This window comes from Streptomyces muensis (assembly GCF_021474425.1).
Taxonomy (GTDB): domain Bacteria; phylum Actinomycetota; class Actinomycetes; order Streptomycetales; family Streptomycetaceae; genus Streptomyces; species Streptomyces muensis.
Genome location: NZ_JAKEIP010000031.1, coordinates 33809 through 56712, shown reverse-complemented (window position 1 = coordinate 56712; position 22904 = coordinate 33809). Strand labels below are relative to the sequence as shown.

The 22904-nt window shown below is 69.9% G+C and carries 19 protein-coding genes; 14 read left to right on the top strand and 5 right to left on the bottom strand.

The genetic code is table 11. From position 1 onward, the window contains the following. Positions 1–118: 118 nt before the first annotated feature. Complete coding sequence (locus L0P92_RS11490; protein WP_234762455.1) at positions 119–445, bottom strand: hypothetical protein; 327 nt, start codon at positions 443–445, stop codon at positions 119–121. Between the two features lie 266 nt (positions 446–711). Between L0P92_RS11490 and L0P92_RS11485 the strand changes: the two genes are divergently transcribed. The 8 genes from L0P92_RS11485 to L0P92_RS11450 all read left to right on the top strand — a co-directional run bounded on the left by L0P92_RS11485 (position 712) and on the right by L0P92_RS11450 (position 8835). Continuing rightward, entirely contained in the window at positions 712–1080 is a 369-nt protein-coding gene (locus tag L0P92_RS11485) for an arsenate reductase family protein (RefSeq protein ID WP_234762454.1), read from the top strand. Between the two features lie 140 nt (positions 1081–1220). Beyond that, a complete protein-coding gene (locus L0P92_RS11480) occupies positions 1221–1931 on the top strand; it encodes an SCO2207 family protein (protein WP_234762453.1) in 711 nt (236 codons plus the stop codon). Between the two features lie 248 nt (positions 1932–2179). Further along, positions 2180–3211: a glutamine synthetase gene (glnII, locus tag L0P92_RS11475; protein WP_234762452.1), complete on the top strand. Its 1032-nt coding sequence runs from the start codon at positions 2180–2182 to the stop codon at positions 3209–3211. A gap of 274 nt (positions 3212–3485) precedes the next feature. Further along, the gene (locus L0P92_RS11470) at positions 3486–4025 is read left to right on the top strand and encodes a winged helix-turn-helix domain-containing protein (protein ID WP_234762451.1); all 540 of its coding nucleotides are present in this window, start codon (positions 3486–3488) and stop codon (positions 4023–4025) included. A 65-nt stretch (positions 4026–4090) separates the two neighbouring features. Next, a complete protein-coding gene (locus L0P92_RS11465; RefSeq protein WP_234762450.1) occupies positions 4091–5113 on the top strand; it encodes an SDR family oxidoreductase in 1023 nt (340 codons plus the stop codon). Positions 5114–5165: 52 nt separating this feature from the next. After that, positions 5166–6428 (top strand): sensor histidine kinase, encoded by a 1263-nt coding sequence (locus tag L0P92_RS11460; protein ID WP_234762449.1) that lies wholly within the window; start codon positions 5166–5168, stop codon positions 6426–6428. Continuing rightward, positions 6413–7066 carry a LuxR C-terminal-related transcriptional regulator gene (locus L0P92_RS11455; protein ID WP_234762448.1) on the top strand — a complete coding sequence of 218 codons (654 nt, stop codon included), beginning with the start codon at positions 6413–6415 and terminating at the stop codon, positions 7064–7066. The genes L0P92_RS11460 and L0P92_RS11455 overlap by 16 nt, the downstream gene beginning before the upstream one ends. Before the next feature lie 203 nt (positions 7067–7269). Continuing rightward, a complete protein-coding gene (locus L0P92_RS11450) occupies positions 7270–8835 on the top strand; it encodes a DUF1996 domain-containing protein (protein ID WP_234762447.1) in 1566 nt (521 codons plus the stop codon). A 64-nt stretch (positions 8836–8899) separates the two neighbouring features. Here L0P92_RS11450 and L0P92_RS11445 read toward each other — a convergent pair whose 3' ends face one another. Then, positions 8900–9331, bottom strand: a complete 432-nt coding sequence (locus L0P92_RS11445) for a hypothetical protein (RefSeq protein WP_234762446.1) — start codon at positions 9329–9331, stop codon at positions 8900–8902. Between the two features lie 70 nt (positions 9332–9401). Here L0P92_RS11445 and L0P92_RS11440 point away from each other — a divergent pair, with 70 nt between their 5' ends. From L0P92_RS11440 to L0P92_RS11420, 5 genes are all read left to right on the top strand, one after another. Further along, positions 9402–9944 (top strand): tetratricopeptide repeat protein, encoded by a 543-nt coding sequence (locus tag L0P92_RS11440; protein WP_234762457.1) that lies wholly within the window; start codon positions 9402–9404, stop codon positions 9942–9944. Between the two features lie 134 nt (positions 9945–10078). Beyond that, a complete protein-coding gene (locus L0P92_RS11435; RefSeq protein ID WP_234762445.1) occupies positions 10079–12004 on the top strand; it encodes a hypothetical protein in 1926 nt (641 codons plus the stop codon). A gap of 98 nt (positions 12005–12102) precedes the next feature. Beyond that, positions 12103–12999, top strand: coding sequence for a metal-dependent hydrolase (locus tag L0P92_RS11430; RefSeq protein ID WP_234762444.1), 897 nt, complete (start codon positions 12103–12105; stop codon positions 12997–12999). Next, positions 12999–14021, top strand: coding sequence for a PDR/VanB family oxidoreductase (locus tag L0P92_RS11425; RefSeq protein WP_234762443.1), 1023 nt, complete (start codon positions 12999–13001; stop codon positions 14019–14021). The genes L0P92_RS11430 and L0P92_RS11425 overlap by 1 nt, the downstream gene beginning before the upstream one ends. Positions 14022–14101: 80 nt before the next feature. Further along, entirely contained in the window at positions 14102–14791 is a 690-nt protein-coding gene (locus tag L0P92_RS11420; protein WP_234762442.1) for a TetR/AcrR family transcriptional regulator, read from the top strand. Between the two features lie 86 nt (positions 14792–14877). On the opposite strand, the gene L0P92_RS11415 is transcribed toward L0P92_RS11420, so the two are convergent. Further along, positions 14878–15234 carry a 5-carboxymethyl-2-hydroxymuconate Delta-isomerase gene (locus L0P92_RS11415; RefSeq protein WP_234762441.1) on the bottom strand — a complete coding sequence of 119 codons (357 nt, stop codon included), beginning with the start codon at positions 15232–15234 and terminating at the stop codon, positions 14878–14880. An 87-nt stretch (positions 15235–15321) separates the two neighbouring features. After that, positions 15322–20748, bottom strand: coding sequence for a pullulanase-type alpha-1,6-glucosidase (gene pulA, locus L0P92_RS11410; RefSeq protein ID WP_234762440.1), 5427 nt, complete (start codon positions 20746–20748; stop codon positions 15322–15324). A 286-nt stretch (positions 20749–21034) separates the two neighbouring features. On the opposite strand from pulA, the gene L0P92_RS11405 reads away from it, so the two are divergent. After that, positions 21035–21358, top strand: a complete 324-nt coding sequence (locus L0P92_RS11405) for a hypothetical protein (RefSeq protein WP_234762439.1) — start codon at positions 21035–21037, stop codon at positions 21356–21358. Positions 21359–21394: 36 nt separating this feature from the next. Here L0P92_RS11405 and L0P92_RS11400 read toward each other — a convergent pair whose 3' ends face one another. Then, positions 21395–22753 (bottom strand): alpha-amylase, encoded by a 1359-nt coding sequence (locus L0P92_RS11400; protein ID WP_234762456.1) that lies wholly within the window; start codon positions 22751–22753, stop codon positions 21395–21397. Positions 22754–22904 lie beyond the last annotated feature (151 nt).

Here is a 22904-nt window from a genome sequence, read left to right as displayed (position 1 = left end):
GTGGGTGGGGGCGGCTCGGGTGACGCCTCGGTTCCCGACGCCGTTGCAGCGGGAGTTGTCGGCGTAGGGCCGCCGAGAGGGGTGCCCCGACCGGCGGTCGGGGCACCCGGCGCGCGGCTTACCTGGAGTACCTCATGAGCGCCCGCACCATGTGGCACGTCGTGTCCGACGGCGGGTGGACGCCGATCGTCTCCGCGGTGCTCCGGATCGTCTCGTTACGGGCCTGGTTGGGCATGTAGACGCCCGTGTCGAGGAGGGCTATCGCCAGGCGCAGGGCCTTGAGGCGGCGGTTGTGGGTGATGTACCACTCGCGCGGACGGCCCGGCGGCAGCGGCCGCTTCTCCACGGGCGCGTACGGCAGGTCGAGCAGCACCGGGTGCTGCGCGGTGGACTGGGTGGGCAGCGGCTTACGGGCCGGCTTCTGCTTCAGTGCGGCAGCGGGCACAGGCATCCTCCTGTCGCGGTGGAGCGCCGGCCGGCTGGCCCGGCGACGCTCTCGAACACTGCTTACAGTTTACTGCCCGGCACTGACAATCGGGGGCTGCGAGCGCTCACTGAAATGCCCTGGTCAGCAACGAAATTGTGGCCGTGTCACGACGGGGTCGGGAGGTGTGGTTGAGGTGGCGGGAATTCGAACACCGGCTGGCTCGGGAGGGTGGCCGACGGCCCGGTCGGGGATCGGTTCGAGCGGCTCGGGATACCGTGAGCGGCATGGAGATCTGGATCAATCCGGCCTGTTCCAAGTGCCGTAGCGCCCTCACCCTGCTCGACGCCGAAGGGGCCGAGTACACCGTCCGCCGTTACCTGGAGGACGTGCCGAGCGAGGACGAGATCCGGGAGGTGCTCGATCGGCTGGGTCTTGAGCCGTGGGACATCACCCGGACCCAGGAGGCCGAGGCCAAGGAGCTCGGGCTCAAGGAGTGGGCCCGGGACGCGGGTTCGCGGGATCGGTGGGTGAAGGCGCTGGCCGAGCATCCGAAGCTGATCCAGCGGCCGATCATCACCGCGCAGGACGGTACGGCCGTGGTGGGGCGCAGCGAGGAGGCCGTGCGGGACGCGCTGGCACGGGAGGGCGACTGAGGGAGAACGAGGGGCAGCTGAGAGGGCCTCAGGGCGAGTGTGACGCAGGTTACTTGAGTGACTCGTATGACCACTGAGTAACTTCGTTCGGTATCTCGTACATAGCGGCGTACGCTCCCCGACCTCTTCAGGAGGCGCGCATGTCGCGTAGGAGAACTGTCAGTACGAAGAAGAAGCTCGCGCTGTTGGTGAGTGCGGTGACGGTGGCGGGAGGCGGTGCCTTCGTCATGGCGAGCACCTCGAACGCCTCGCAGACGCCGACGGTCAAGTCCGCCGGGGACTCGGCCGTCTGCCAGGGGCTCGCCACCGCGCTCGGCAACAACCAGCGGTTCATCGACGGGCAGCGGGCCAATCCCGACGCCCAGTCCGAGGCGCGGATCGCCAACCGTGAGGCCGTGATCGCGCAGATCAAGGTTCAGCAGGAGGCGTCCGGGTGCGCCGCCGGGGAGTCGGCTCAGGACTCCCAGGCCGCGCAGCCGGCGGCGCCGAGCGCTCCGGCGGGGGGCGCCGAAGATGTGGGTGGCGCCGAGGAAGCCGGAAACGCGGGGGACACCGGGAACGCGGGCAACGCGGGGGACGCCGGCGGCGGGGCCGCGGCCTCGGGGGAGCAGGTCTGCAACGGGTCGACCGTCACGCTGTCCGGTGAGGGCGGGGCTCCGGCCGCTTCCAGCAACCAGTTCCCGGCCGGTACCAAGCTGAAGGTCACCAACCTGGACAACAACAAGTCCACGACGGTGGAGGTCACCTCGGTCTCCGGCAGCTGTGTGCTGCTCAACAACGCGGCGTTCGAGCAGGTCCGGGAGGCCGGCAAGTTCCTGATCCGGCGAGCGGTGATCGAGAAGGTGGGGTGAGGCGCCGGTAACGACGCAGTACGTGTCAGGGGTCCCGCCGCCCGCGGCCACGGGCGGCGGGACCCCGCCTGTGTACGGGCGGGCGTGAAGCTCGCCACACCGTCGGCCGGTAACACGGGGTTCACATTCGGGCAATGATCGGGAAATCGCCTGTTGACAGGCTCGCGGGCATCAAGTGCGGCGCCTCAGTGCCGCAGCGCCGCAGCACCCGCAAGTGCGCCTAGACCCACCCCCGAAGGATGTGGCCCGTGACCTTCAAGGCTGAGTACATCTGGATCGACGGCACCGAGCCGACGGCCAAGCTGCGTTCCAAGACGAAGATCATCGCGGGCGAGCCCGCCGGTCTGGACGCGCTGCCGATCTGGGGCTTCGACGGGTCCTCGACGAACCAGGCCGAAGGCCACTCCTCGGACCGTGTCCTCAAGCCGGTCTTCACCTGCCCGGACCCGATCCGCGGCGGCGACGACATCCTCGTCCTGTGCGAGGTCCTCAACATCGACATGACGCCGCACGAGTCCAACACCCGTGCCGCGCTCGTCGAGGTGGCGGAGAAGTTCGCCGCGCAGGAGCCGATCTTCGGCATCGAGCAGGAGTACACGTTCTTCCAGGACGGCTACCCGCTCGGCTTCCCCAAGGGCGGCTTCCCGGCCCCCCAGGGCGGCTACTACTGCGGGGTCGGCGCCGACGAGATCTTCGGCCGTGAGGTCGTCGAGGCCCACCTCGACAACTGCCTCGCCGCCGGCCTGGCCATCTCCGGCATCAACGCCGAGGTCATGCCCGGTCAGTGGGAGTTCCAGGTCGGCCCGGTCTCCCCGCTGGAGGTCTCCGACCACATGTGGGTGGCCCGCTGGCTGCTCTACCGCACCGCCGAGGACTTCGGTGTCTCCGCGACGCTGGACCCGAAGCCGGTGAAGGGCGACTGGAACGGCGCCGGCGCGCACACCAACTTCTCCACCAAGGCGATGCGCGAGGGCTACGACGCCATCATCACCGCGTGCGAGTCGCTCGGTGAGGGCTCCAAGCCGCTCGACCACGTCAAGAACTACGGCGCCGGCATCGACGACCGTCTGACCGGTCTGCACGAGACCGCCCCGTGGAACGAGTACTCCTACGGCGTCTCCAACCGCGGTGCCTCCGTGCGTATCCCGTGGCAGGTCGAGAAGGACGGCAAGGGTTACATCGAGGACCGTCGTCCGAACGCCAACGTCGACCCGTACGTGGTGACGCGGCTGCTCGTCGACACCTGCTGCTCCGCGCTGGAGAAGGCCGGCCAGGTCTGATCCGCCCAGTAGCTCCATGAGGGGGCGCCCACCGAGACGGTGGGCGCCCCCTTCTGCTTCAATGGGGGCATGGCCAGCTTCCAGAAGTACTCCGCGACAGGTCGCCATGACCTCGAGCCCTTCTGGCCTTCCCGTCAGCACCACGACTTCGACCGGGTGTGTTGCCGCGCGTGAACGCGCGGGCCCTGTAAAGCCGTAACCTCCCGGCCTTCGGCCAGCGCGCAACGACGTACGTCTCCCAACGGACCTCTCGCGCGAAAAGAGCTGACCTCTCATGGCGACCACCCGTTCCCTCTCCACCGCCCCCACGCTTTCCTCCCCGACCGGTGCCCGGCATCATCTGCGCGCCGTGGACCGGGACGAGGTGATCGACGTGGTGGACCTGCTGCCGCCGGGTGCCACCTGGCTGCCCGCTCCCCCGCACTCCCTGCCCACGCTGCCGGGCCAGCCGCCGATGGTCGGCTACCTGGTGCTGGTCCCGGCCGACCAGCAGCCGCCGGTCGCGGCGCCCGCCGCCGGCGATCCGCTGGTCACCGTCGACACCGTACGGCGCACGGCCGCGGTCGACGGGCGGGAACTCGACCTCACCTACCTGGAGTTCGAGCTGCTCGCCCATCTCGTGGCCAACCCGCACCGGGTGCACACCCGCGACCAGCTGGTCACCACGGTGTGGGGGTACGGGCATGTGGGTGACGGCCGTACCGTCGACGTCCACATCGCCCGGCTGCGCCGCAAGCTGGGCGCCGAGCACCGGGACACGATCCGGACCGTGCGGCGGGTCGGCTACAAGTACACCCCGCCGGTCGGCCGCTGATCCCGTCCTCTGCTGACGGCAGAGCCCTGTTCCGTCCGGGCCCCGCGGCGTGCAGAGTCGGCGGTATGAGGCTTCTGATTCTGGGTGGTACGGAGTTCGCCGGGCGGGCCGTCGTGGAGGCGGCCCTCGGGCGCGGCTGGGACGTGACCGTCTTCCACCGGGGGCGCCACGAGCCCCCGGCCGGGGTGCGGTCGTTGCACGGCGACCGCACCGCGCCCGACGGGCTGGCCGCCCTCGCCACGGAGGGCGACTTCGACGCCGTCGTCGACACCTGGTCGGCGGCGCCCCGTGCGGTGCGGGACTCGGCGCGGCTGCTGCGGGGCCGCGCCGGGCGGTACGTGTATGTGTCGAGCCTCTCGGTGTACGAGTGGGCGCCGCCCGCGGGGTACGGCGAGGACGCGCCGGTGGTGACGGGCGCCGAGCCCGGTGCGGAGCAGACCGAGTACGCGCAGGACAAGCTGGGCGCCGAACTAGCCGTCGTGGAGGAGTTCGGGGCCGAGGACTCCGTTCTCGTGCGGGCCGGGCTGCTCCTCGGGCCGTACGAGAACGTCGGGCGGCTGCCGTGGTGGCTGACCCGGATCGCCCGCGGCGGGCCCGTGCTGGCCCCGGGGCCACGGGATCTGCCGCTCCAGTACGTCGACGTCCGTGATCTCGCGGAGTGGACGCTGGGGGCGGTGGAGCGGGAGCTGAGCGGGCCGTACAACCTGGTCGGCTCGCAGGGGCACGCCACCATGGGCAGCCTGCTCGACGCCTGTGTCGCGACCGTCGGGGGTACGGCGGAACTGCGCTGGACCGAGCCCGAGGTGATCCTCGACGCGGGCATCGAGCCGTGGACGCAGCTGCCGGTGTGGGTGCCGCCGGGCAGCGACCTGCACGACGCCCTGCACAGCGCGGACGTGTCCCGGGCGCTGGCGACCGGGCTGCGCTGCCGGCCCGTCGAGGAGACCGTCGCCGACACCTGGCGATGGCTCCAGGACCTCGGCGGTGCGGCGCCCACGCGGCTGGACCGGACGGCGAAGGGGCTCGATCCGCAGGTGGAGGCGAAGGTGCTGGCGGGCTCGGGGGGTGTATCTGACACCACCTCCTGATCGGGTCCCCGCCCCAGTGACCGGCACCGCCGCCCTCGGCAAGACTGACGCCATGACCAATGACACGAAAAGCGGCCGGAGTTCGGGGGCACGGGGCATGGGGCTCGCGGCGCTGCGGGGGCTGGCGCTGGCCCTCGTCGCGCTGCCGGGGTCGGTGCTCTGCTTCGTGCTGTCCCTCGTGTCCATCGCGCTCATCCCCATCGGCGTCGGCATCGTCACGACGCCGTGGGTGCTGACGGGGGTACGGACGTTCGCCGACTGGCGGCGGGTGCTCGCGGCCGAGTGGGGCGGGGTGCGGATCCCGCCCGCGTACCGGCCGATCCCGCAGGGCGCCAACCCGTGGGCCCGCACCTTCGGGATGCTGGGCGACCCGGCGACCTGGCGGGATCTGCGGTGGCTGCCGGTCGACATGACGGCGGGCTTCGTCACCGCGCTGCTGCCGGCCGTGCTGCTGTTCTATCCGCTGGAGGGGTTCGCGATGGCGGCAGGGCTCTGGAGGGTGTTCCCCGACGGGTACTGGTACGGCTTCGTGCCGGTCACCGACCAGGCATCGGCGCTCGGCGCCGGAGTTCTCGGACTCGGCCTGCTGGTCTGCGCGCACTTCTTCACCACACGGCTGCTCCAGGTCCACTTCCGGCTGACCCGCGCCGTCCTCGGCTCCGACCAGGGTGAACTCGCCGAGCGGGTGCGGGTGTTGACCGAGACCCGGCGCGACGCCGTCGACACCTCCGCCGCCGAACTGCGCCGTATCGAGCGCGACCTGCACGACGGGGCGCAGGCCCGGCTCGTGGCGGTGGGCATGGACCTCGGGACGATCGAGATGCTGATGGAGAAGGACCCGGCGAAGGCCAAGCATCTGATCGCACAGGCCCGCCGGTCCTCCGCCGACGCGCTCGCCGAACTGCGCGACCTGGTGCGCGGCATCCATCCACCGGTGCTCGCCGAGCGCGGACTGGGCGACGCCGTACGGGCGTTGGCGCTACGGCTGCCGGTGGCGACCGAAGTGACCGTCGAGCTGCCCGGGCGGGCGGAGGCGCCGGTGGAGTCGGCGGCGTACTTCGCGGTCAGCGAGGTGCTCACCAACGCCGTCAAGCACGCGGACGCCGACCGGATCTGGATCGACGTGCACCACGCGGACGACATGCTGCGCATCACCGTCACCGACAGCGGCAGGGGCGGCGCGGTGATCGGGGCCGGTTCGGGGCTCGCCGGGATCGAGCGGCGACTGGGTACATTCGACGGCGTCCTGGCCGTCAGCTCGCCCGCGGGCGGTCCCACCATGGTCACCATGGAGATCCCTTGCGCGTTGTCCTAGCCGAAGACCTGTTCCTGCTGCGCGACGGACTCGTCCGGCTCCTTCAGGCCTACGACTTCGAGATAGCCGCCGCTGTCGAGACCGGCCCCGAGCTGGCGCGCGCACTGGCCGAGCTGGAGCCGGACGTCGCCGTCGTCGACGTACGCCTGCCGCCGACGCACACCGACGAGGGGCTGCAGTGCGCGCTGGAGGCACGGCGGAGGAAGCCCGGGCTGCCGGTGCTGGTGCTGTCGCAGCACGTGGAGCAGTTGTACGCGCGGGAGTTGCTGGCCGACGGCAGTGGCGGGGTGGGGTATCTGCTGAAGGACCGGGTGTTCGACGCGGACCAGTTCGTGGACGCCGTACGGCGGGTCGCGGCGGGCGGCACCGCGATGGACCCGCAGGTGATCCAGCAGTTGCTGACCCGGCGGGCGGCCGACGACCAGCCGCTGGCCCGGCTCACGCCCCGGGAGACGGAGGTGCTGGAGCTGATGGCGCAGGGGCGGACGAACGCGGCCATCGCCGACCGGCTCGTCGTCACGGAACGGGCCATCGCCAAGCACACCGCCAATATCTTCGCCAAACTGGGCCTGGAGGTGTCGGACGACGACAACCGTCGCGTGCTGGCGGTTCTCGCGTATCTCGACCACGGCCGGTGAAAACGGACCCGGCCATTCACCCGCGGTGCGGGATCAACAACTCCCGGTGTTTCCGGGGCTGTTGAGCACACGGCGTGCTCACGAATCTTTCAACTATTTCCGGGACCGCTGAACACCTCTGGGGCGCGCTCCGTATGAATGGGAGCCGCTTCACTCCTGTCGGGCGCCCTCGATGCCCCGAAAAAGGAAGTCAGAGGAGTTCCATGGGACGCAACACAAGAAAACGCCGTACGCCGCTGGCCACCAAGGCCATAGCCGCTTCGGCAGCCCTAGCGCTCGGTGGGGGCGGGCTTGTATGGGCCAATTTCTACGCTTCGGCGCACGAGGACAACTCTGGGTGGAACCAGACGAAGTCCGCGAACGCCCAGGTCGCGACGATCAACTGCCCTGATGTCGGCCAGCAGCTGACGAAGGTGCCGAAGAGCGCGCGCCAGGGTGTCGCCAAGGAGCTGGCGCTGCTCGACAGGCAGGTCACGGATGCCTACAAGCGTCTCGCCGAGACGCGGCAGGCCCAGGCGGGGGACGCCAACTACGTCAACAACGCCATCCTCGGCCCGCTGAAGTCCAAGCGTGTGGCCACGCTCGACCGGATCGGCATCAACATCAACCGGGCCGGCGGCGAGCGACCGCAGGGCCTCGACCAGCTCGCCGAGTGCCAGGGCGTCCCGGCCGAGACCAACGACGGCCAGCAGGGCGGGGACCAGAACCAGGACGGTCAGGACCAGAACAACGACGGTCAGGACCAGAACCAGGACGGTCAGAACAACGACGGTCAGGACCAGGGCGGTCAGGACGGCGGCGGACAGGACCAGGGCGGCAACGGCGGTCAGGCCGGCAACGGTCCCAACGCCGACGACTTCGTCGACATCACCCAGGTCCAGGGCAACGCCCAGCTGGGCGTCGGCCAGAACGGCCTCCCCGCGAACGGGGACAGCGGTTCGACCGGCAGCTTCACCACGAACTGCGGCACCAACGAGAACGAGAACCGCAACTCGGACAACGTGATCGTCGCTCCCGGTGTCAGCAACGGTGCGCAGCACCAGCACGACTACGTCGGCAACCAGGCCAACAACGCTTTCGCGAGCGACCAGGACCTGGCCAACGGCGACACCACCTGCCAGAACCAGGGTGACAGGTCGTCGTACTTCTGGCCGGTGCTGCGGGTGCAGGACGGTCAGAACGACATCGACGCCAACGCCCCCGGCGGTGGTCAGGACGGCAACGTCGGCACGATCGTCCAGGCCAGCGAGGCCCAGCTGAAGTTCGTCGGCAACAAGACGAGCGATGTCGTCGCGATGCCGCAGGCCCTGCGCATCATCACCGGTGACGCCAAGTCCTTCGTGAACGGCAACGCCAACGCCAACGCGAACTGGAGCTGCACCGGCTTCGAGGACAAGGTCCAGCTGCACGACAAGCTCCCGATCTGCCCCGAGGGCAGTTCCGTGGTGCGGACGTCGAACTTCCAGAGCTGCTGGGACGGTCAGAACATCGACAGCGCCAACCACCGTACGCACGTGGCGTTCGTCCAGGGCGACGGCAGCTGCGCCAACGGGTTCCAGGCGATCCCCCAGCTCCAGGTCCGCCTGGTCTACGACGTCGAGCCCCCGCAGATCCAGAACGGCCAGGTCCAGAACGCCTTCGCGGTGGACTCCTTCCCGGACCAGCTGCACAAGGCGATCACCGACCACAACGACTTCATCAACTTCTTCGACGAGAACACGATGAACCAGATGGTCGACTGCATCAACAGCGGCCAGGACTGCCAGTAGGGTCCTGAACCGGTAACGGAAAGCCGGCGGTGGGAGAAGATCCCACCGCCGGCTTTCGTCACGGTCAGCCGTGGTGGCCGCCGCTGTTGTGACTGCCTCCGGGATTCATGTGCTCGGAGCCTTCCTCCATCGTTCCGCCCAGCTTGCTCTGGAGCGTGGAGACCGTCTTCTCCTGGCCGACGGCGACCCATTTGCGGCCGACGAGGTAATAGCCGCCGTAGTCCTTGGCACCGCTCAGCCACTCGGCCTGTCCGCGGTCGGTGGCGAAGGTGGCGAGGATGTACTTGTCCTTGCCGCTCTTGCAGATGGCCTGCCGGATCTCGTCGGCGTCGGTCTGCATGTTCGGGTCGCACTTGGCCATGGCCGCCAGATGCTCCAGGCTGCCGGTCGCCGTCTTTGGCTCGTCGGCCGCCTTGTCGCCGCCGGCGCCACAGCCGGCCAGCGCGAGCACCGCCACCGCGCCGGTCAGCGCGAGCATCGGTCGGGTCAATGTCATCTGTTCCTCCGGTCCATGCCGCACAGAGCCCCGGCAAGGGCCCTTGTCTCCCATACGGCTGTGGCGGGCGATGCGCTCAAATAGGAGACTCTCACGGGTACGGGTGTGCGAGTGTGGGCCGGTGAACCAGGACTGGTACGACCGCGTGGACGCCGCATGGGCGACCTTCGACACCTACGGCGAGGAACGGGCAGCCGACTTCCGTGCCGCCATCGACGCGCTCGTGGCGGAACTGCCCGCCGACAGCCCGCTCGGCCCCTTCGAGCAGGCGTGCGCCTGGGACTCGACCGGCCACTCGGACAAGGCGGTACCGCTGTACCGGGAGGCTCTCGCACGCGGGCTCAGCGGCTACAAGGGGCGGCGGGCCAAGATCCAGATGTCCAGCTCACTGCGGAACATCGGGCGGGCCGAGGAGGGCGTCGAGCTGTTGACGCCCGAGCTCGACGCACCGTCCGACGAACTGGACGACGCCGTACGGGCAACGCTGGCGCTGTGCCTGTCGAGCCTGGGCCGGGACCGGGAGGGGTTGGCGCTGGTCCTGGAGGCGTTGGCATCCCATTTGCCGCGATACCAGAGGTCGATGACGAATTACGCGCGGGAGTTGCGCCCCTAAGGGGCGCGGGGCTGTATCGATATGCGGCTCCGCCGCGGGGCGCGACCAGCCACAACGTGCCGGCAGCCGACAACGCACCACAGCCCACCCTCCGCCGCCTGTGACCTCGCGTCCGTTCGCTCGTTCTGCTGAACGTGCAGTCACAGGATGTCGCCCCGCGCCCCGGACCCGCCTCGGTCGAGGCGGTCGTCGATGTCGAGCGGGCCGAGGCCGCGCTCGTCGAGCACTATCCGCGGCTGGTCCGGCTGGCCTATCTGGTGTTGCCGCCGAGTCTGGGACGCAACCGGCGTGTGGTGACGGCGCACTCGCTCACCCAGCGTGCGCTGCCTCGGGGCCGGACCGCGGCGACGCCTGTGATCCCGGCCCAGTCGACCGGCCGCGACAGCGACCCCGGTTACGCCTTCCTACGGCTGCGTGTCCTGCGTACGGCGCTGGAGGCGGGACTGCCGTTGCGCCGCCTGGCCTGGCCCAAGCGCTCCCAACTGCCGCCCCTGCTGCCCCAGGTCTGGGGCCTGCGCCTCTTCCCCCGGTCGGGCGGCGCCGACGAGCTCGCGCTGGACCAGCGGCTGTCGGCGCTGTCCGGCCCGGCGCGGGCGGCCTACGTGCTGCGCGGGCTGGAGAAGCTCCCGGACGGCGAGGTGCGCGACGTTCTCGCGGCGGCCGGCGTCGAGGACGTGGAGGACGTGCTGGAGGAGGCCGACACCGTCCCGGCGCAGTACGCGCTGCTCGACTCCCCCGAGTTCGACCCGTGCTCGCTCCAGGCCAGGCCCACCGATCTGATGCGGCGCAGGCAGCACACGAAGGCCGCGCTGGCCGCCGGGGCGGCGCTGCTGGTGTGCGGGGCACTGCTCGGTCTGCCCGGTGAGGGCTGGGGTCCCGACGGTCCCGCCGCACCCCCGTACGCGCAGAACCCGGCGGCCGAGGCGGCACTCGACCCGGCCCAGTTGACGAAGGTCCCGGCGCTGGCCTGGCAGTCCTCGGCCCGTACCGACTTCTCCGTGTGGCCCGCGCGCGGCGACCTCGCCGACGACTCGGCCCTGCTGCGCCGCGCACTCGCGGTGTGGGCCCGCCCCGGTGAGACGGTCGCCGTCTCGGCGACGCCGGGCACCCCGTCGGGCGGCCCGTCCGGCGCCCCGCAACTGCTGTACGCGGGCGCCGTCGACAACGCGCGCGTGGTGATCCTCTACGACGGTCTGCGCATCGCCCGTTACGCCGAGCCGCTGGACGGCACGGCCGGTGCCGCGCTGGACTTCTCGCGGGTCGACAACGCGACCAGGGCGGAGGCGAGCGCGGTGGTGCTGAGCCGGGCCGACGGCAACGTCCGCTATCTGATGGCGCCCTGGGTGAAGAAGGCGGCCGAGCGGGACCTGCTGAAGCCGGACGCCGGGGCGATGGACCTCACGGTGACCGACGGGGTCACCTCGCCGATGGCGAGCCCCGCCGCCCAGCAGACCGGCGCGTGCTCGTCGTGGAACGCCCTCCAGGTGACCGACGGCACCGGCACCCGGCTGCTGACCGACCTCGCCGAACTGGTCCCGGCCCGTCTCACCACCGGCCGCCCCGGCGAGACCAAGGACGTGTCCGGCACACAGGCACTGCACACCTGGGCGCCGTACTCGTGCTGGCTGGGTGCGATGCGTTCGGCCGGGGTGCGCACGGTCAACGCCTGGGCGTACGCCCGGCAGCCGCTGCCCGACGCGACCGGCGCCGCGGACTGGGTGTGCTCGCGTGCCGAGACCTGGCGGGGCGGTGGCGAGCGGGTGCTGGCCCAGTTCCGGACGCCGGGCGCCACGCACGCGACGGTGGCGGCGAAGGCGCAGAACGTGCCGGCGTGCGGGGCGCGTGATCCGCATGTGCTGGCGGGGGTGTTGTGGAAGGCGCAGGCGGGCGGCTGGTATCTGCTGGCGGCGGGCACCGGGGACACCGAGTCCATCCGGGCCACGGGCGGGGTGCGCGGCGGCTCCGAGAGCAGTCTGCTGGCGGTGCGGGCGAAGCAGGGCGCGCGGGCCGAGCTGAAGGGGACGCTGGAGAGCGGGCGCTCGATCGACGGCCTCAAGTAGGACCCCGGCTTGCTCATGGGACCAGCTTGCTGACGGGAATGTAAATAAGGGGCTGCACAAGGGTTCACCCCAGCCCTACCCGTCAGTACATTGACGCCATGTCTAATACGCAGGACCGGATACCCCTCAAGGCCCGCAAGGTGTCCTTCTCCTGGGACGACACCCCGCTGCACTGGGTCCCCGGCGATCCCTTCACCACGCACACGATCAACGTGCTGCATCTGCTCCTACCCGCCGGCGAGCGGTGGTTCGTGCACGTCTACAAGCAGGTGCTGCCGTACATCCGGGACGAGCGGCTGCGCGAGGACGTCATCGGGTTCATCGGGCAGGAGGCGATGCACTCGCAGGCCCACGACGAGGTGCTGCCGCATCTTCGGGAGCAGGGGCTCGACCCGACGCCGTACACCGCGCAGGTCGACTGGCTCTTCGAGAAGCTGCTCGGCGACCGCACGCTGCCGCCGGGCCGGGCGCGCCGCTGGTGGCTGATGGAGCGGGTGGCGATCATCGCGGCCATCGAGCACTACACCGCGTTCCTCGGTGACTGGGTGCTCAATGCCGAGGAGCTGGACCGGCGCGGCGCCGACCCGACCATGCTGGACCTGCTGCGCTGGCACGGCGCCGAGGAGGTCGAGCACCGGTCGGTGGCGTTCGACCTGTTCATGCATGTCGACGGCGACTACCGGCGGCGGGTGCGGACCTGGGCGACGGCGTTCGCCGCGCTGGTCTTCCTGTGGCAGCGCGGGGCGCGTTTCTTCATGGCGAACGACCCGACGCTCGTCGACGGCCGGGCCACCTTCAAGGACTTCTACGTCCGGGGCAGACGGGGCACGCTGCCGGCGACCGGGGACATGCTCAGGTCCATTCCCCGGTACCTGAGCCGCGCGTACCACCCCTCGCAGGAGGGCTCCACCGAGCAGGCCGTCGCCTATCTGGCCTCCTCCCCCGCCGCACTGGCCGCCGAGACGGCCCAGGAGTCGGCGAAGGGTGCCGCCTGATGCCGAAGCTGCGTACTGTGGCCGTCCTCGCCGGGACCGCCCTGCTCGTCCGGCGCGCGATGCGGCGCCGTATCCGGACCTCCCCGCTGTGGCCGATGCCCGCCCTGGAGGAGCCGGTCTCCGGGCGGCCCCGGTCGCGGGCGCTGCGGGTGCTGGTGGCCTCGCGGGAGGAGGTCGCCGAGGGGGTCGTCCAACTGCGGCTGGAGGGACGCGACCTGCCGGGCTGGGAGCCCGGAGCGCATCTCGACCTCGTGCTGCCGTCGGGTCTGGTGCGGCAGTACTCGCTGTGCGGGGACCCGGAGGACGGCTCGTCGTACACGGTGGCGACCAGGCTGGTCGCGGACGGGCGGGGTGGCTCGCGCGAGGTGCACGAGCAGGTGCGGGAGGGGATGGAACTGGAGGTGCGGGGGCCGCGGAACCGTTTCCCGCTGGTGGAGGCCCCGTCGTACGTGTTCGTCGCGGGCGGCATCGGGATCACGCCCATGCTGCCGATGCTGCGGGCGCTGGGCGAGGGCGTGCCGTGGCGGCTGCTGTACTGCGGGCGGGACCGCGCCTCGATGCCGTTCCTGGAGGAGGTCGAGAAGCTGGGCGGGGACCGGGTGAGCGTCGTGGAAGGGGTGCCCGATCTCGACGGGTTCCTCGCGGAGGTGCCCGAGGGTGCCGCCGTCTACTGCTGTGGGCCGGAGGGGCTGATGGCCGCCGTGGCGGAGCGGTTCCCGCACGTCCAGCTGGAGCGGTTCACACCCCGCGCCGCGACGGGCGGCGCCTTCGAGGTCGAACTGCGGCGCAGCGGGCGGACGTTGACCGTCCCCGCCGACTCGACCGTACTGGCCGCCGTACGCGCGGAGTTGCCCGACACCGCGTACTCCTGCGAGCAGGGGTTCTGCGGGACCTGCCAACAGCGGGTGCTGGAGGGCGAGGTGGAGCACCGGGACGAGCTGCTGACCGACGCGGAGCGGGCCGACTCGATGCTGATCTGTGTGTCGCGGGCGCGGAGTGATCGCCTGGTGTTGGACATGTGAGGGAAGGCGTGCGGGGACATGTGAACGTCCGTGATCGGTCCGGTCCGTTCGGGGCCGGATTCGATCGGTAAGGTGTTCGCATGACTACCGGGGTACGCCGAAGAATGGGAGTCGAGGAGCGACGGCAGCAGTTGATCGGCGTCGCCCTCGAACTGTTCAGCCAGCGCTCGCCCGACGACGTCTCCATCGACGAGATAGCGTCGGCCGCCGGCATCTCACGCCCGCTGGTCTACCACTACTTCCCCGGCAAACTCAGCTTGTACGAAGCCGCGTTGAAGCGCGCCTCGGACGAACTGGCGGACCGCTTCGTCGAGCCGCACGAGGGGCCGCTGGGGGCGCGGCTGCTGCGCGTGATGCGGCGCTTCTTCGACTTCGTCGACGAACACGGACCCGGTTTCTCGGCGCTGATGCGGGGCGGTCCGGCCGTCGGCTCCACGGCCACGAACGCGCTCATCGACTCCGTGCGGCAGGCCGCCTATGTCCAGATCCTTTCGCATCTGGACGTGGTGAACCCGCCCGCGCGCCTGGAACTGGTCGTCCGCTCCTGGATCTCACTCGCCGAGTCCACGGCCCTGATCTGGCTGGACGGCCGGCGCATCCCGCGCGCCGAGCTGGAGGTGCAGCTCGTGCACGACTTCGCCGCGCTGGCCGCCGTCAGCGCCGCCGGCGACGAGGAGATGGGCGCGCTACTGCGCCGCATGCTCAAGGACGAACCGGCCGACGGCCCCTTCAGCGACCTGGTCGGCCGGCTGATCTCGCTGGCTTCCTAGGGCCTGTCCGGCGGATCAGGCCGGCTGAAAGAAGCAGTTCGGGCCGGCCAGCGCCCGCGACGCCGGCATGATCCGCCGGACAGGCCCTAGCGTTCGAACTTGCGGTAGGACGGGTCGAGGTCGCGTACCTCGGCGGAGGCGTGCAGGACGATGCCGTTGTCCTCGATGTGCCGGCGCAGCAGCTCCAGGACCTTCTCCGTCAGCTTCGCCTTGGTCTCGTCCGTGCGGCCGGCGAGCAGGCCGAGGGTGACGTGGACGACCGCGTGGCCCTGCTCCTCGGGGTCCTCGTAGCCGAAGGCCGTGTACTGGCTGGGCCGGAACTGCGTCTTGCACGCCTCCGGCTTGGCCGCCGCGATCTCGACGGTCGCGGTGTGCAGGTCCCGGGCGAAGCCCTCCCGGTCCAGGGAGATCGTGTTCGAGTAGTCGACGGTGATCTGCGGCATGAGCACTCCTGTTCTACGTCAGCAGCGCTCACCCTAACCGGACGCACGAGCGGGGCGGCCCGGTGTCCGGACCGCCCCACCCATGTGTCAGTGCGCCCTGGTGAAGACCGCGACCGAGCGTCCCGGGACGGCGAACGTGCCCGTCGCCCCGTCAAAGGACGAGGACCTGACGACAGGGTCCGCACCCGAGGCCTGCACCGGGTGCAGCCGGTAGCCCTCGCCGGCCAGTGAGGCGACCTTCTGCTCCTGCCGGTCGGGCGTCGCGTTGAAGACGACGACCAGGTCACCGAGGCGCATGGTGATCACGCCGGGTGTCTCGTCCTTCCCGGAGAGCGGGAAGGAGAGCTTCGACTGGACCTGGGCCGCCGTGTCGAGGGAGAACGCCTTCTCCGACGTACGGATCCGCAGCAGGTCCTGATACGCCGCCGAGCTGCCCTCGATCTGCTCGCAGCCCACCTTGACGGTCCCGAGCAGAGGCTTCGCGTACGGCCACTTGGACTCGTTGTCGGCCGCCGGCGGCAGCCCCCGTCCGAAGCCGTTGCCGTCGGCGCAGTTCCAGTGGATGGCGTTGAACCAGTCGCCGCTGTCGTAGGAGTTGCGGTCCAGCGACTTCGAGCGCAGCAGGTCGGTGCCCGCCTGGGACAGGGCCGGGCCCTGCGACAGGGTGGCCGTGGCCATGGCGAGGACCTGCATCCTGGCGCGGTCGGCGGCGCTCACCGTCGTGGGCAGCTTGAAGGCGAGGGCGTCGAAGAGCGACTCGTTGTCGTGCGCGTCCGCGTAGGCGAGGGCGTCGCCGGGGGCGGCCGCGTACCCGGCGGGCGCCCCGTTGTAGTCGACCTCGGAGCCCGTGACCTCCTTGCCGTCGGTGTCGGTGAAGCGGTAGTCGGCGAGGTTGCCGGACAGACCGACCTTGATCAGGTCCTGGTAGTGCAGGAGGCGCGCCTTCTGCTCCGCCGAAGTGCCGTTGTTCTTCGAGGAGTTGGGTTCGGTGAACAGGCCGGACGCGAAGCCCTGGACGCCGGGGTCCTCGTCGAAGGGGCCGCCGCCGCGCACCGCGTCACGCGCGCGGTCGGAGAAGGTCGCGATGCCCGTCCCCGCCATGTTCTTCTGCGTGGCCTGGACGAACCGGGCGTCGTCGGCGATCTCACCGAAGTTCCAGCCCTCGCCGTACAGGATGATCTTCTTGCCGTCGACGCCGTCCTCGGCGAGGGTCAGCTCGTCCAGGGCCTTCCTGACCGCGAGGATGTTGGCCTTCGGGTGGTGGCCCATGAGGTCGAAGCGGAAGCCGTCGACCTTGTACTCCTTGGCCCAGGTGACGATCGAGTCGACGACCAGCTTGCCCATCATGGCGTTCTCGGTGGCCGTGTTGGAGCAGCAGGTGCTGTTGGCGACCGAGCCGTCGGCGAGGAGCCGCTGGTAGTAGCCGGGGACGATCCGGTCCAGGACGGAGGTGTCCGCCTGGCCGCTGGCCGCCGTGTGGTTGTAGACGACGTCCATGACGACCCTGAGACCGTCCTCGTTCAGCGCCTTGACCATCTCGCGGAACTCGACCGTGCGCCGTGTCCCGTCCGGGTCACTGGCGTACGAACCCTCCGGGACCGTGTAGTGGTACGGGTCGTAGCCCCAGTTGAAGGCGTCCTTCGCGGCGATCTTCGCCACGCACTCCTGCTGCTTGTCGGAGTCGGCCGGGAAGGAGGCCAGGTCGCAGTCGGTGGTCGCCTGCTCGGACTTCTTCTCGGGGATCGTGGCGATGTCGAAGGCGGGCAGGAGATGGACGTACGACGTGCCCGCCTCGGCCAGCTTCCTCAGGTGCCTGGAGCCGTCGCTGAGCTTGTCGCCGAAGGCGCGGTAGGTGCCCCGGTCCTCGGCCGGCACCGTCTTGTCCGCCACCGAGAAGTCCCGGATGTGCAGCTCCTGGATCTGGGCGTCCTTCAGCGGTACGGCCCTGGGCTTGGTGTACGTCGACCAGCCGCTCGGCGCCAGGGACCGGTCGGCGAGGTCGACGACCAGGCTGCGCTCGGAGTTCGCGGTGAGCGCCACGGCGTAGGGGTCGGTGACCTTGTTGGTGACGACCTTGCGGACGCTGGGCGCCCAGACCTTCACGACGTACCGGTACGGCTTGTTCTTCCAGGACCTCGGGCCGGTGACGGACCAGACGCCGGTGGTGTCGTCCCGCTTCATGGCGACGGTGGCCACGGTGGAGTCACCGATCTCCAGCTTCACCGACTGGGCCGTGGGCGCCCAGACGGCGAGCGTCGGACGGCCCTTGTCGAAGGTCGGACCGAGGTCGGCCTTCGTCGCCCCGGGGTACAGGTCGTCGAGGACGCCCGCGATCTGCACGCCGGTCGCGGCCAGGACGGCGCCGTTGGCCGCCCGCTGGGAGGCGACGAGCTGACCGCGCAGGGCCTCGCGGACCCGGTCACGGTCCCGCGGGTCGACGGACCAGGCGGCGTGGTTCTTCAGGTGCGGGAACCGCGCCTTCTGGGCGTCGGTGAGGGAGGTCTTGGACAGCCGGAGCCAGCGGGCGTCGTCGCCGGTCAGGGCACCGTCCTCGACGGCGATCGAGCCCTCCCGGCTGTACAGCAGCTGGGTGGAGGCGGCCGTCTCGGCGCCGTTCCAGGCGAGGGTGTCCCGGTCGATCCAGATCGCCTTGGACGTGGTCAGGTCGAGCGCGGCGGCGGACCCGGCGGGCTGCGGGAGCAGGTACTTCTCCTGGCCGCTCAACAGCCACACCTCGTGGCCGTTCGCCGTGAGGTCGAGCGACTGGTCGGCGGGCAGGTCCTTCTCGTCGCCCTTGTGGAGGATGTAGCTGAGGCTGGTGGCACCGTCGGTGAGCGGTACCTCGAAGACCGCACCATAACTGTCAGTCTTCACCGGCTTCAGGGGGTTCGACCAGTCGGTGGGGTTCGCGGCACCCGTCCAGGTGTGCAGGCCCCAGCCGTCGTAGTTGCCGTCGGCGCGGTGGTAGTGCAGGACCGCCTTGGACTTGTCCGGCGCCGGGTAGTCGGCCGCCGGCTTCTCGGTGAGTACGGCCTCCTTGCCCTGCTCGACCCAGATCTCGCCGGTCTTGGTGACGTCGATCGTGCGGTCGGCCGAGACGTCCTTGTTGCCGTCCTTGTCGATGACGAGGAACCCGACGCTGGAGGCGCCCGGCTTCAGCTTGACGTAGGCGAAGGCGCCGTAGGCGTCACGGCCGGTGAAGGGGTGGCTGTCGGGCCAGTTCGTGGACTCGCCGTCGGCGAGGTCGCCCCAGGCGTACAGGCCCCAGTTCGCGTAGTCGCCGTCGGTGCGCTTGTAGTGGACGATCGCGTAGTCGCGGGAGGCGGCGGAGGGGGTCTCGGGGGCGGGCGGGGTGCCGGTGGTGCTCGCCGCCGTCGCGCTCGCCGTGCGGCCGGCCGAGTCGATCACGACCGCCTTGTAGCGCAGAGCCGTTCCGGCCGGTACGTCCTTCCCGATGGCCTGCGTGACCTTGTACGGCGCGTGGTCGGCGGAGCCCAGGGTCCGCCACTTGCCGCCGCCGACCTGTGCGGCGAAGACGACCCGGTTGAGCTGTCCGCCGTCGACGTCGGCGCCGATCTCCACCGTGCCGGTGGCGCCGGCGGCGGGGGCCTTGAGGGTGAGCGTCGGCTTGGCCGCGGGCGCGTCGGGCCTGCCGGTCGCCTTGAGGACTATGGCCGAGCCGGCCGGGACGGTGACGGTGAGCTTGCTGTCGGCGTCGCTCTTCGGGGCGGCGTCCGTGCCGTAGATGCCCTTGTACGTCATGCCCGCCGCACCGGTCGCGAAGGTCGCCGTCCTCGCCTCACCCGCGTTGTTGAAGGCGACGACGTACTCGGTGCCGGTCCGGGCGTCGGTGCGGGAGAAGGCGTAGACGCCGGGACCGTCGGCAGCGTGGCGCTCGGTCTGGATGCCGTCGGCGAGGGCGGGGTTGGCCTTGCGGAGCTTGGAGAGGGCGCTGATCTGCCGGTACAGCGGTGCGCCGGTGTCGTAGGCGTCGCTCGCGTGGGTGCGGTCGGTGCCGAGCTGGTCGTCGTCGAGGTAGTCGGCGGTCTTCGAGGCGAACAGGGTCTGACGGGCGTCCTTGTCGCCGCCGGCGCCGGTGAAGCCCTGCTCGTCGCCGTAGTAGACGACCGGGTTGCCACGGCTGAGGAACATCAGCTCGTTGGCGAGCCGGTCCTTCTTCAACAGCTCGGCGTCGGTGGCATTGGGGTTGTCCTGGTTCAGGAAGTACCCGATGCGGCCCATGTCGTGGTTGCCGAGGAACGTGACCTGCTCGTAGGCGTTGGCCTTGTCCGTCGTGTACTTGTAGTCGTCGCCGAAGACGGCCGCCAGCTTCCGCGCGCTGCCGCCCTGGGAGGCGTACTGCCGTGCCGCCTCCTGGAAGGGGAAGTCGAGGGTGGCGTCGAGGCGGCCCTGGGTGACGTACGGCGAAGTGATGTTCGTGTCGGCGGAGTAGACCTCGCCGAACATGAAGAAGTCGTCACGGCCCTTCTTGGCCGCGTAGGAGTCCAGGGCCGTGGCCCACTGGGTCCAGAACTCCAGGTTGACGTGCTTCACGGTGTCGATGCGGAAGCCGTCGATGTCGAAGTCCCTGACCCAGCGCTGGTAGATCTTCTCCATGCCGCTGACGACCTCGGGGCGCTCGGTCCACAGGTCGTCCAGGCCGCCGAAGTCGCCGTGCGTGGAACTCTCACCGGCGAAGGTCGAGTCGCCGCGGTTGTGGTACATCGTCGGATCGTTGAGCCACGACGGGACCTTGACGTCCTTCTTCGCGGCGGGGACGGTCGGCGTGCGCGGGAAGGAGCCGGTGCCGACGGCCGGGAAGGCGGACTTCCCGTCCGCGTAGTCGGCGTCGTCGAAGGGCCTGCCGTCCTTGGTGAGGTACGGGAAGGCGCCCTTGGAGAGGTAGTCGTACGACTTCTCCTCGTAGTCGACGACGTCGGCCGTGTGGTTGGTAATGACGTCGAAGAAGACCTTCATGCCCTTGGCGTGGGCCTTGGAGATGAGGGTTTCCAGGTCCTTGTTGGTGCCGAAGTGCGGGTCGACCTGGGTGAAGTCGGTGATCCAGTAACCGTGGTAGGCGGCGGAGGCGTTGGCCCCTGTCCCCTGCACGGGCTGGTTCTTGAAGATGGGGGCCATCCAGATGGCGGTGGTGCCGAGCCCTTTGATGTAGTCGAGGCGCTTGGTCAGACCCTTGAGGTCGCCGCCCTGGTAGAAGCCCTTGTCGGTGGGGTCGTAGCCGGTGTTCATGCGCGAACCGGTCAGACCGCCCTTGTCGTTGGCGGTGCTGCCATTGGCGAAACGGTCCGGAAGGACGAAGTAGAACTGCTCCCGGGTCGCGTCGTGCCGGGCCGGCTCGGCGGCCAGCCTGGCGTCGGACGGGGGCGGAGGCGGGGTGTCCGCCCGCGCCGCGAGAGGCTGGACGAGCGCTGCGGCCAGCGCGGTCACGGTGACCGCGGCGACCCGTCCGGCGTGGGCGGTACGGCGCCTCGACGGCGACGGCCATCTCTGTATCACAGATGGGCTCCTTGCGATTACGGCTCTTTGGGTCCGACCCCGCGCGAAACGTATCGCCGCCGTAAGCATTACAGCAAGAGGCTTGAAACCATCGGTAAGAACTTTCAGGAGCAGTCTCAGCGGGAAGCCCAGGAGGGGGAGTTGGTCTGTGCGAGCAGACCAACCGACATCCATTGCCGCGAGCCGACGATGCGCTTGGCTCGGCGGGGAGACCTGGACTTGACATGCTCCTCGGGCTGAGCCATAAGCAATCGCCACACCCGGCCACCCTGGTTACAGTCCTCGCATGGAGCAGGAACCACCCCTCGTTCGCGACGTCTTCCCGGAGCTCATCGATGAACTGGCCACGCTCCTGGAGGAGGAGGGGGAACACTGGCTTGCCATCTGCGTGCGGGATGTCCACCTGGTCGGCGAGTGCGGCTGCCGGGACGACTTCTGCCAGAGCATCCGGACGGCGGACCATCCGCCGGGGCAGCCGTACGGTCCGGGCCATCGCTGCGTGCCGCTCCTGCCCTCGTCGGGCGATCTGATCCTCGACGTGGTGGACGGCCGGATCGTGTACATCGAGATACTCGACCGGCCACCCCTGCGTCGCCGTGTACAGCCGTAACAGGGGTGGCCGTGTGTCACCGGAGGGCGCGGCGGCTCAGCAGCTGGACTTGCCGGTGTAGATCGCCAGGGCGGTGTTGGCGCCAAGGGTGGCCGTGAACTGACCGCTTGAGTTCACCGTCACGGTGGTGTTGTTCTGCACGTTGCAGTACGTGCCCGCCGCGAGGGACGTCTGGTAGGTGCGGGTCAGGCTGCTCGACTCGTGGTTGATCGCCACGTAGCCCTTGCTGCCGCGCCCGAAGGCGATGGCGTCGCCCCCGTTGTCCCACCAGTTGGTGACGGCCTCACCGCGGGTGGCGTTGCGGAAGGCGACCATGGACTTGATCTCGGGCCAGTTGTGCTGGCACTTCCAGCCGTCCTGCCAGCAGGCGGTCACGGAGCCGTTGTTGGGCGGCCCGGCGTCCGTGCTGGACCACTCGTAGCCGGAGTTGATGTCCGGGGCGCCGTACGGGTAGGCCAGCATGAAGACGTTGGCGAGGGTGTAGTTCGCCCCGTCCTTGTAGTTGAGCGTCGAGCCGTTGCGCTCGGTGTCGTGGTTGTCGACGAAGACGCCCGAGACACCACTGCTCATGTAGCCCCAGCCCTCGCCGTAGTTCTTCAGGTAGGCGAGGTTCTCGTTGTTGAAGACGCGCTTGAGGTCGTAGGCGTAACGGAACTCCTGGACGTCGCCGTTGCCCGTGTACTCGGTCGGCTGGACGGCCTCGCCGCTGCCATAGATGGCCTCCTGCTTCCAGTACACCGACGGATTGCTCAGCCGGGACTTGATGTTGGCCAGGTCGGCGGCGTCCATGTGCTTGGCCGCGTCGATGCGGAAGCCGTCGACACCGAGCGTCAGCAAATCGTTCATGTACCCGGCGATGGCACCGCGGACATAGGACTCCCCCGTGTCCAGGTCGGCCAGGCCCACCAGTTCGCAGTGCTGGACGTTCCAGCGGTCCTGGTAGTTGTTGATCTGGCTCGTGCAGTCGTCGAAGTCGGGCGCCGAGTACAGGCCCGGGTAGTTGTACTTGGTGTACGACGAGCCGCCGGTGCCGGTGCCGCTGCCCGCCGACATGTGGTTGATGACGGTGTCGACGACGACCTTCACGCCGGCCGCGTGGCAGGTGTTGACCATGTTCTGGAAGGCCGTACGGTCGCCGAGGCGCCCGGCGATCTTGTAGCTCACCGGCTGGTACGAGGTCCACCACTGCGAGCCCTGGATGTGCTCGGCGGGCGGGGAGACCTGGACGTAGCCGTAGCCGGCCGGGCCGAGGGTGTTGGTGCACTCCTTGGCGACCGAGGCGAAGTTCCACTCGAACATCACCGCGGTGACGTCCTTGGTGCCGGGCGGGGAGGCGGAGGCGGTGGTGCCGGGGGCGATGAGGGCCGCGGCGCCCGCTGCGGTCAGCGCGGTCAGCGCGGCGGCGAGGGCGGTACGGCGTCGCTTCCTGTGGCGCTTCGGGGGCGCCGGACTCTTCGATATCACAGGCTGAACTCCTTGCGGATGCGGCTCAGTCGGATCCCCCCTGCGCCGCGGCGCGGCTTCGTTGCCGGGCGCCGGCGTGACC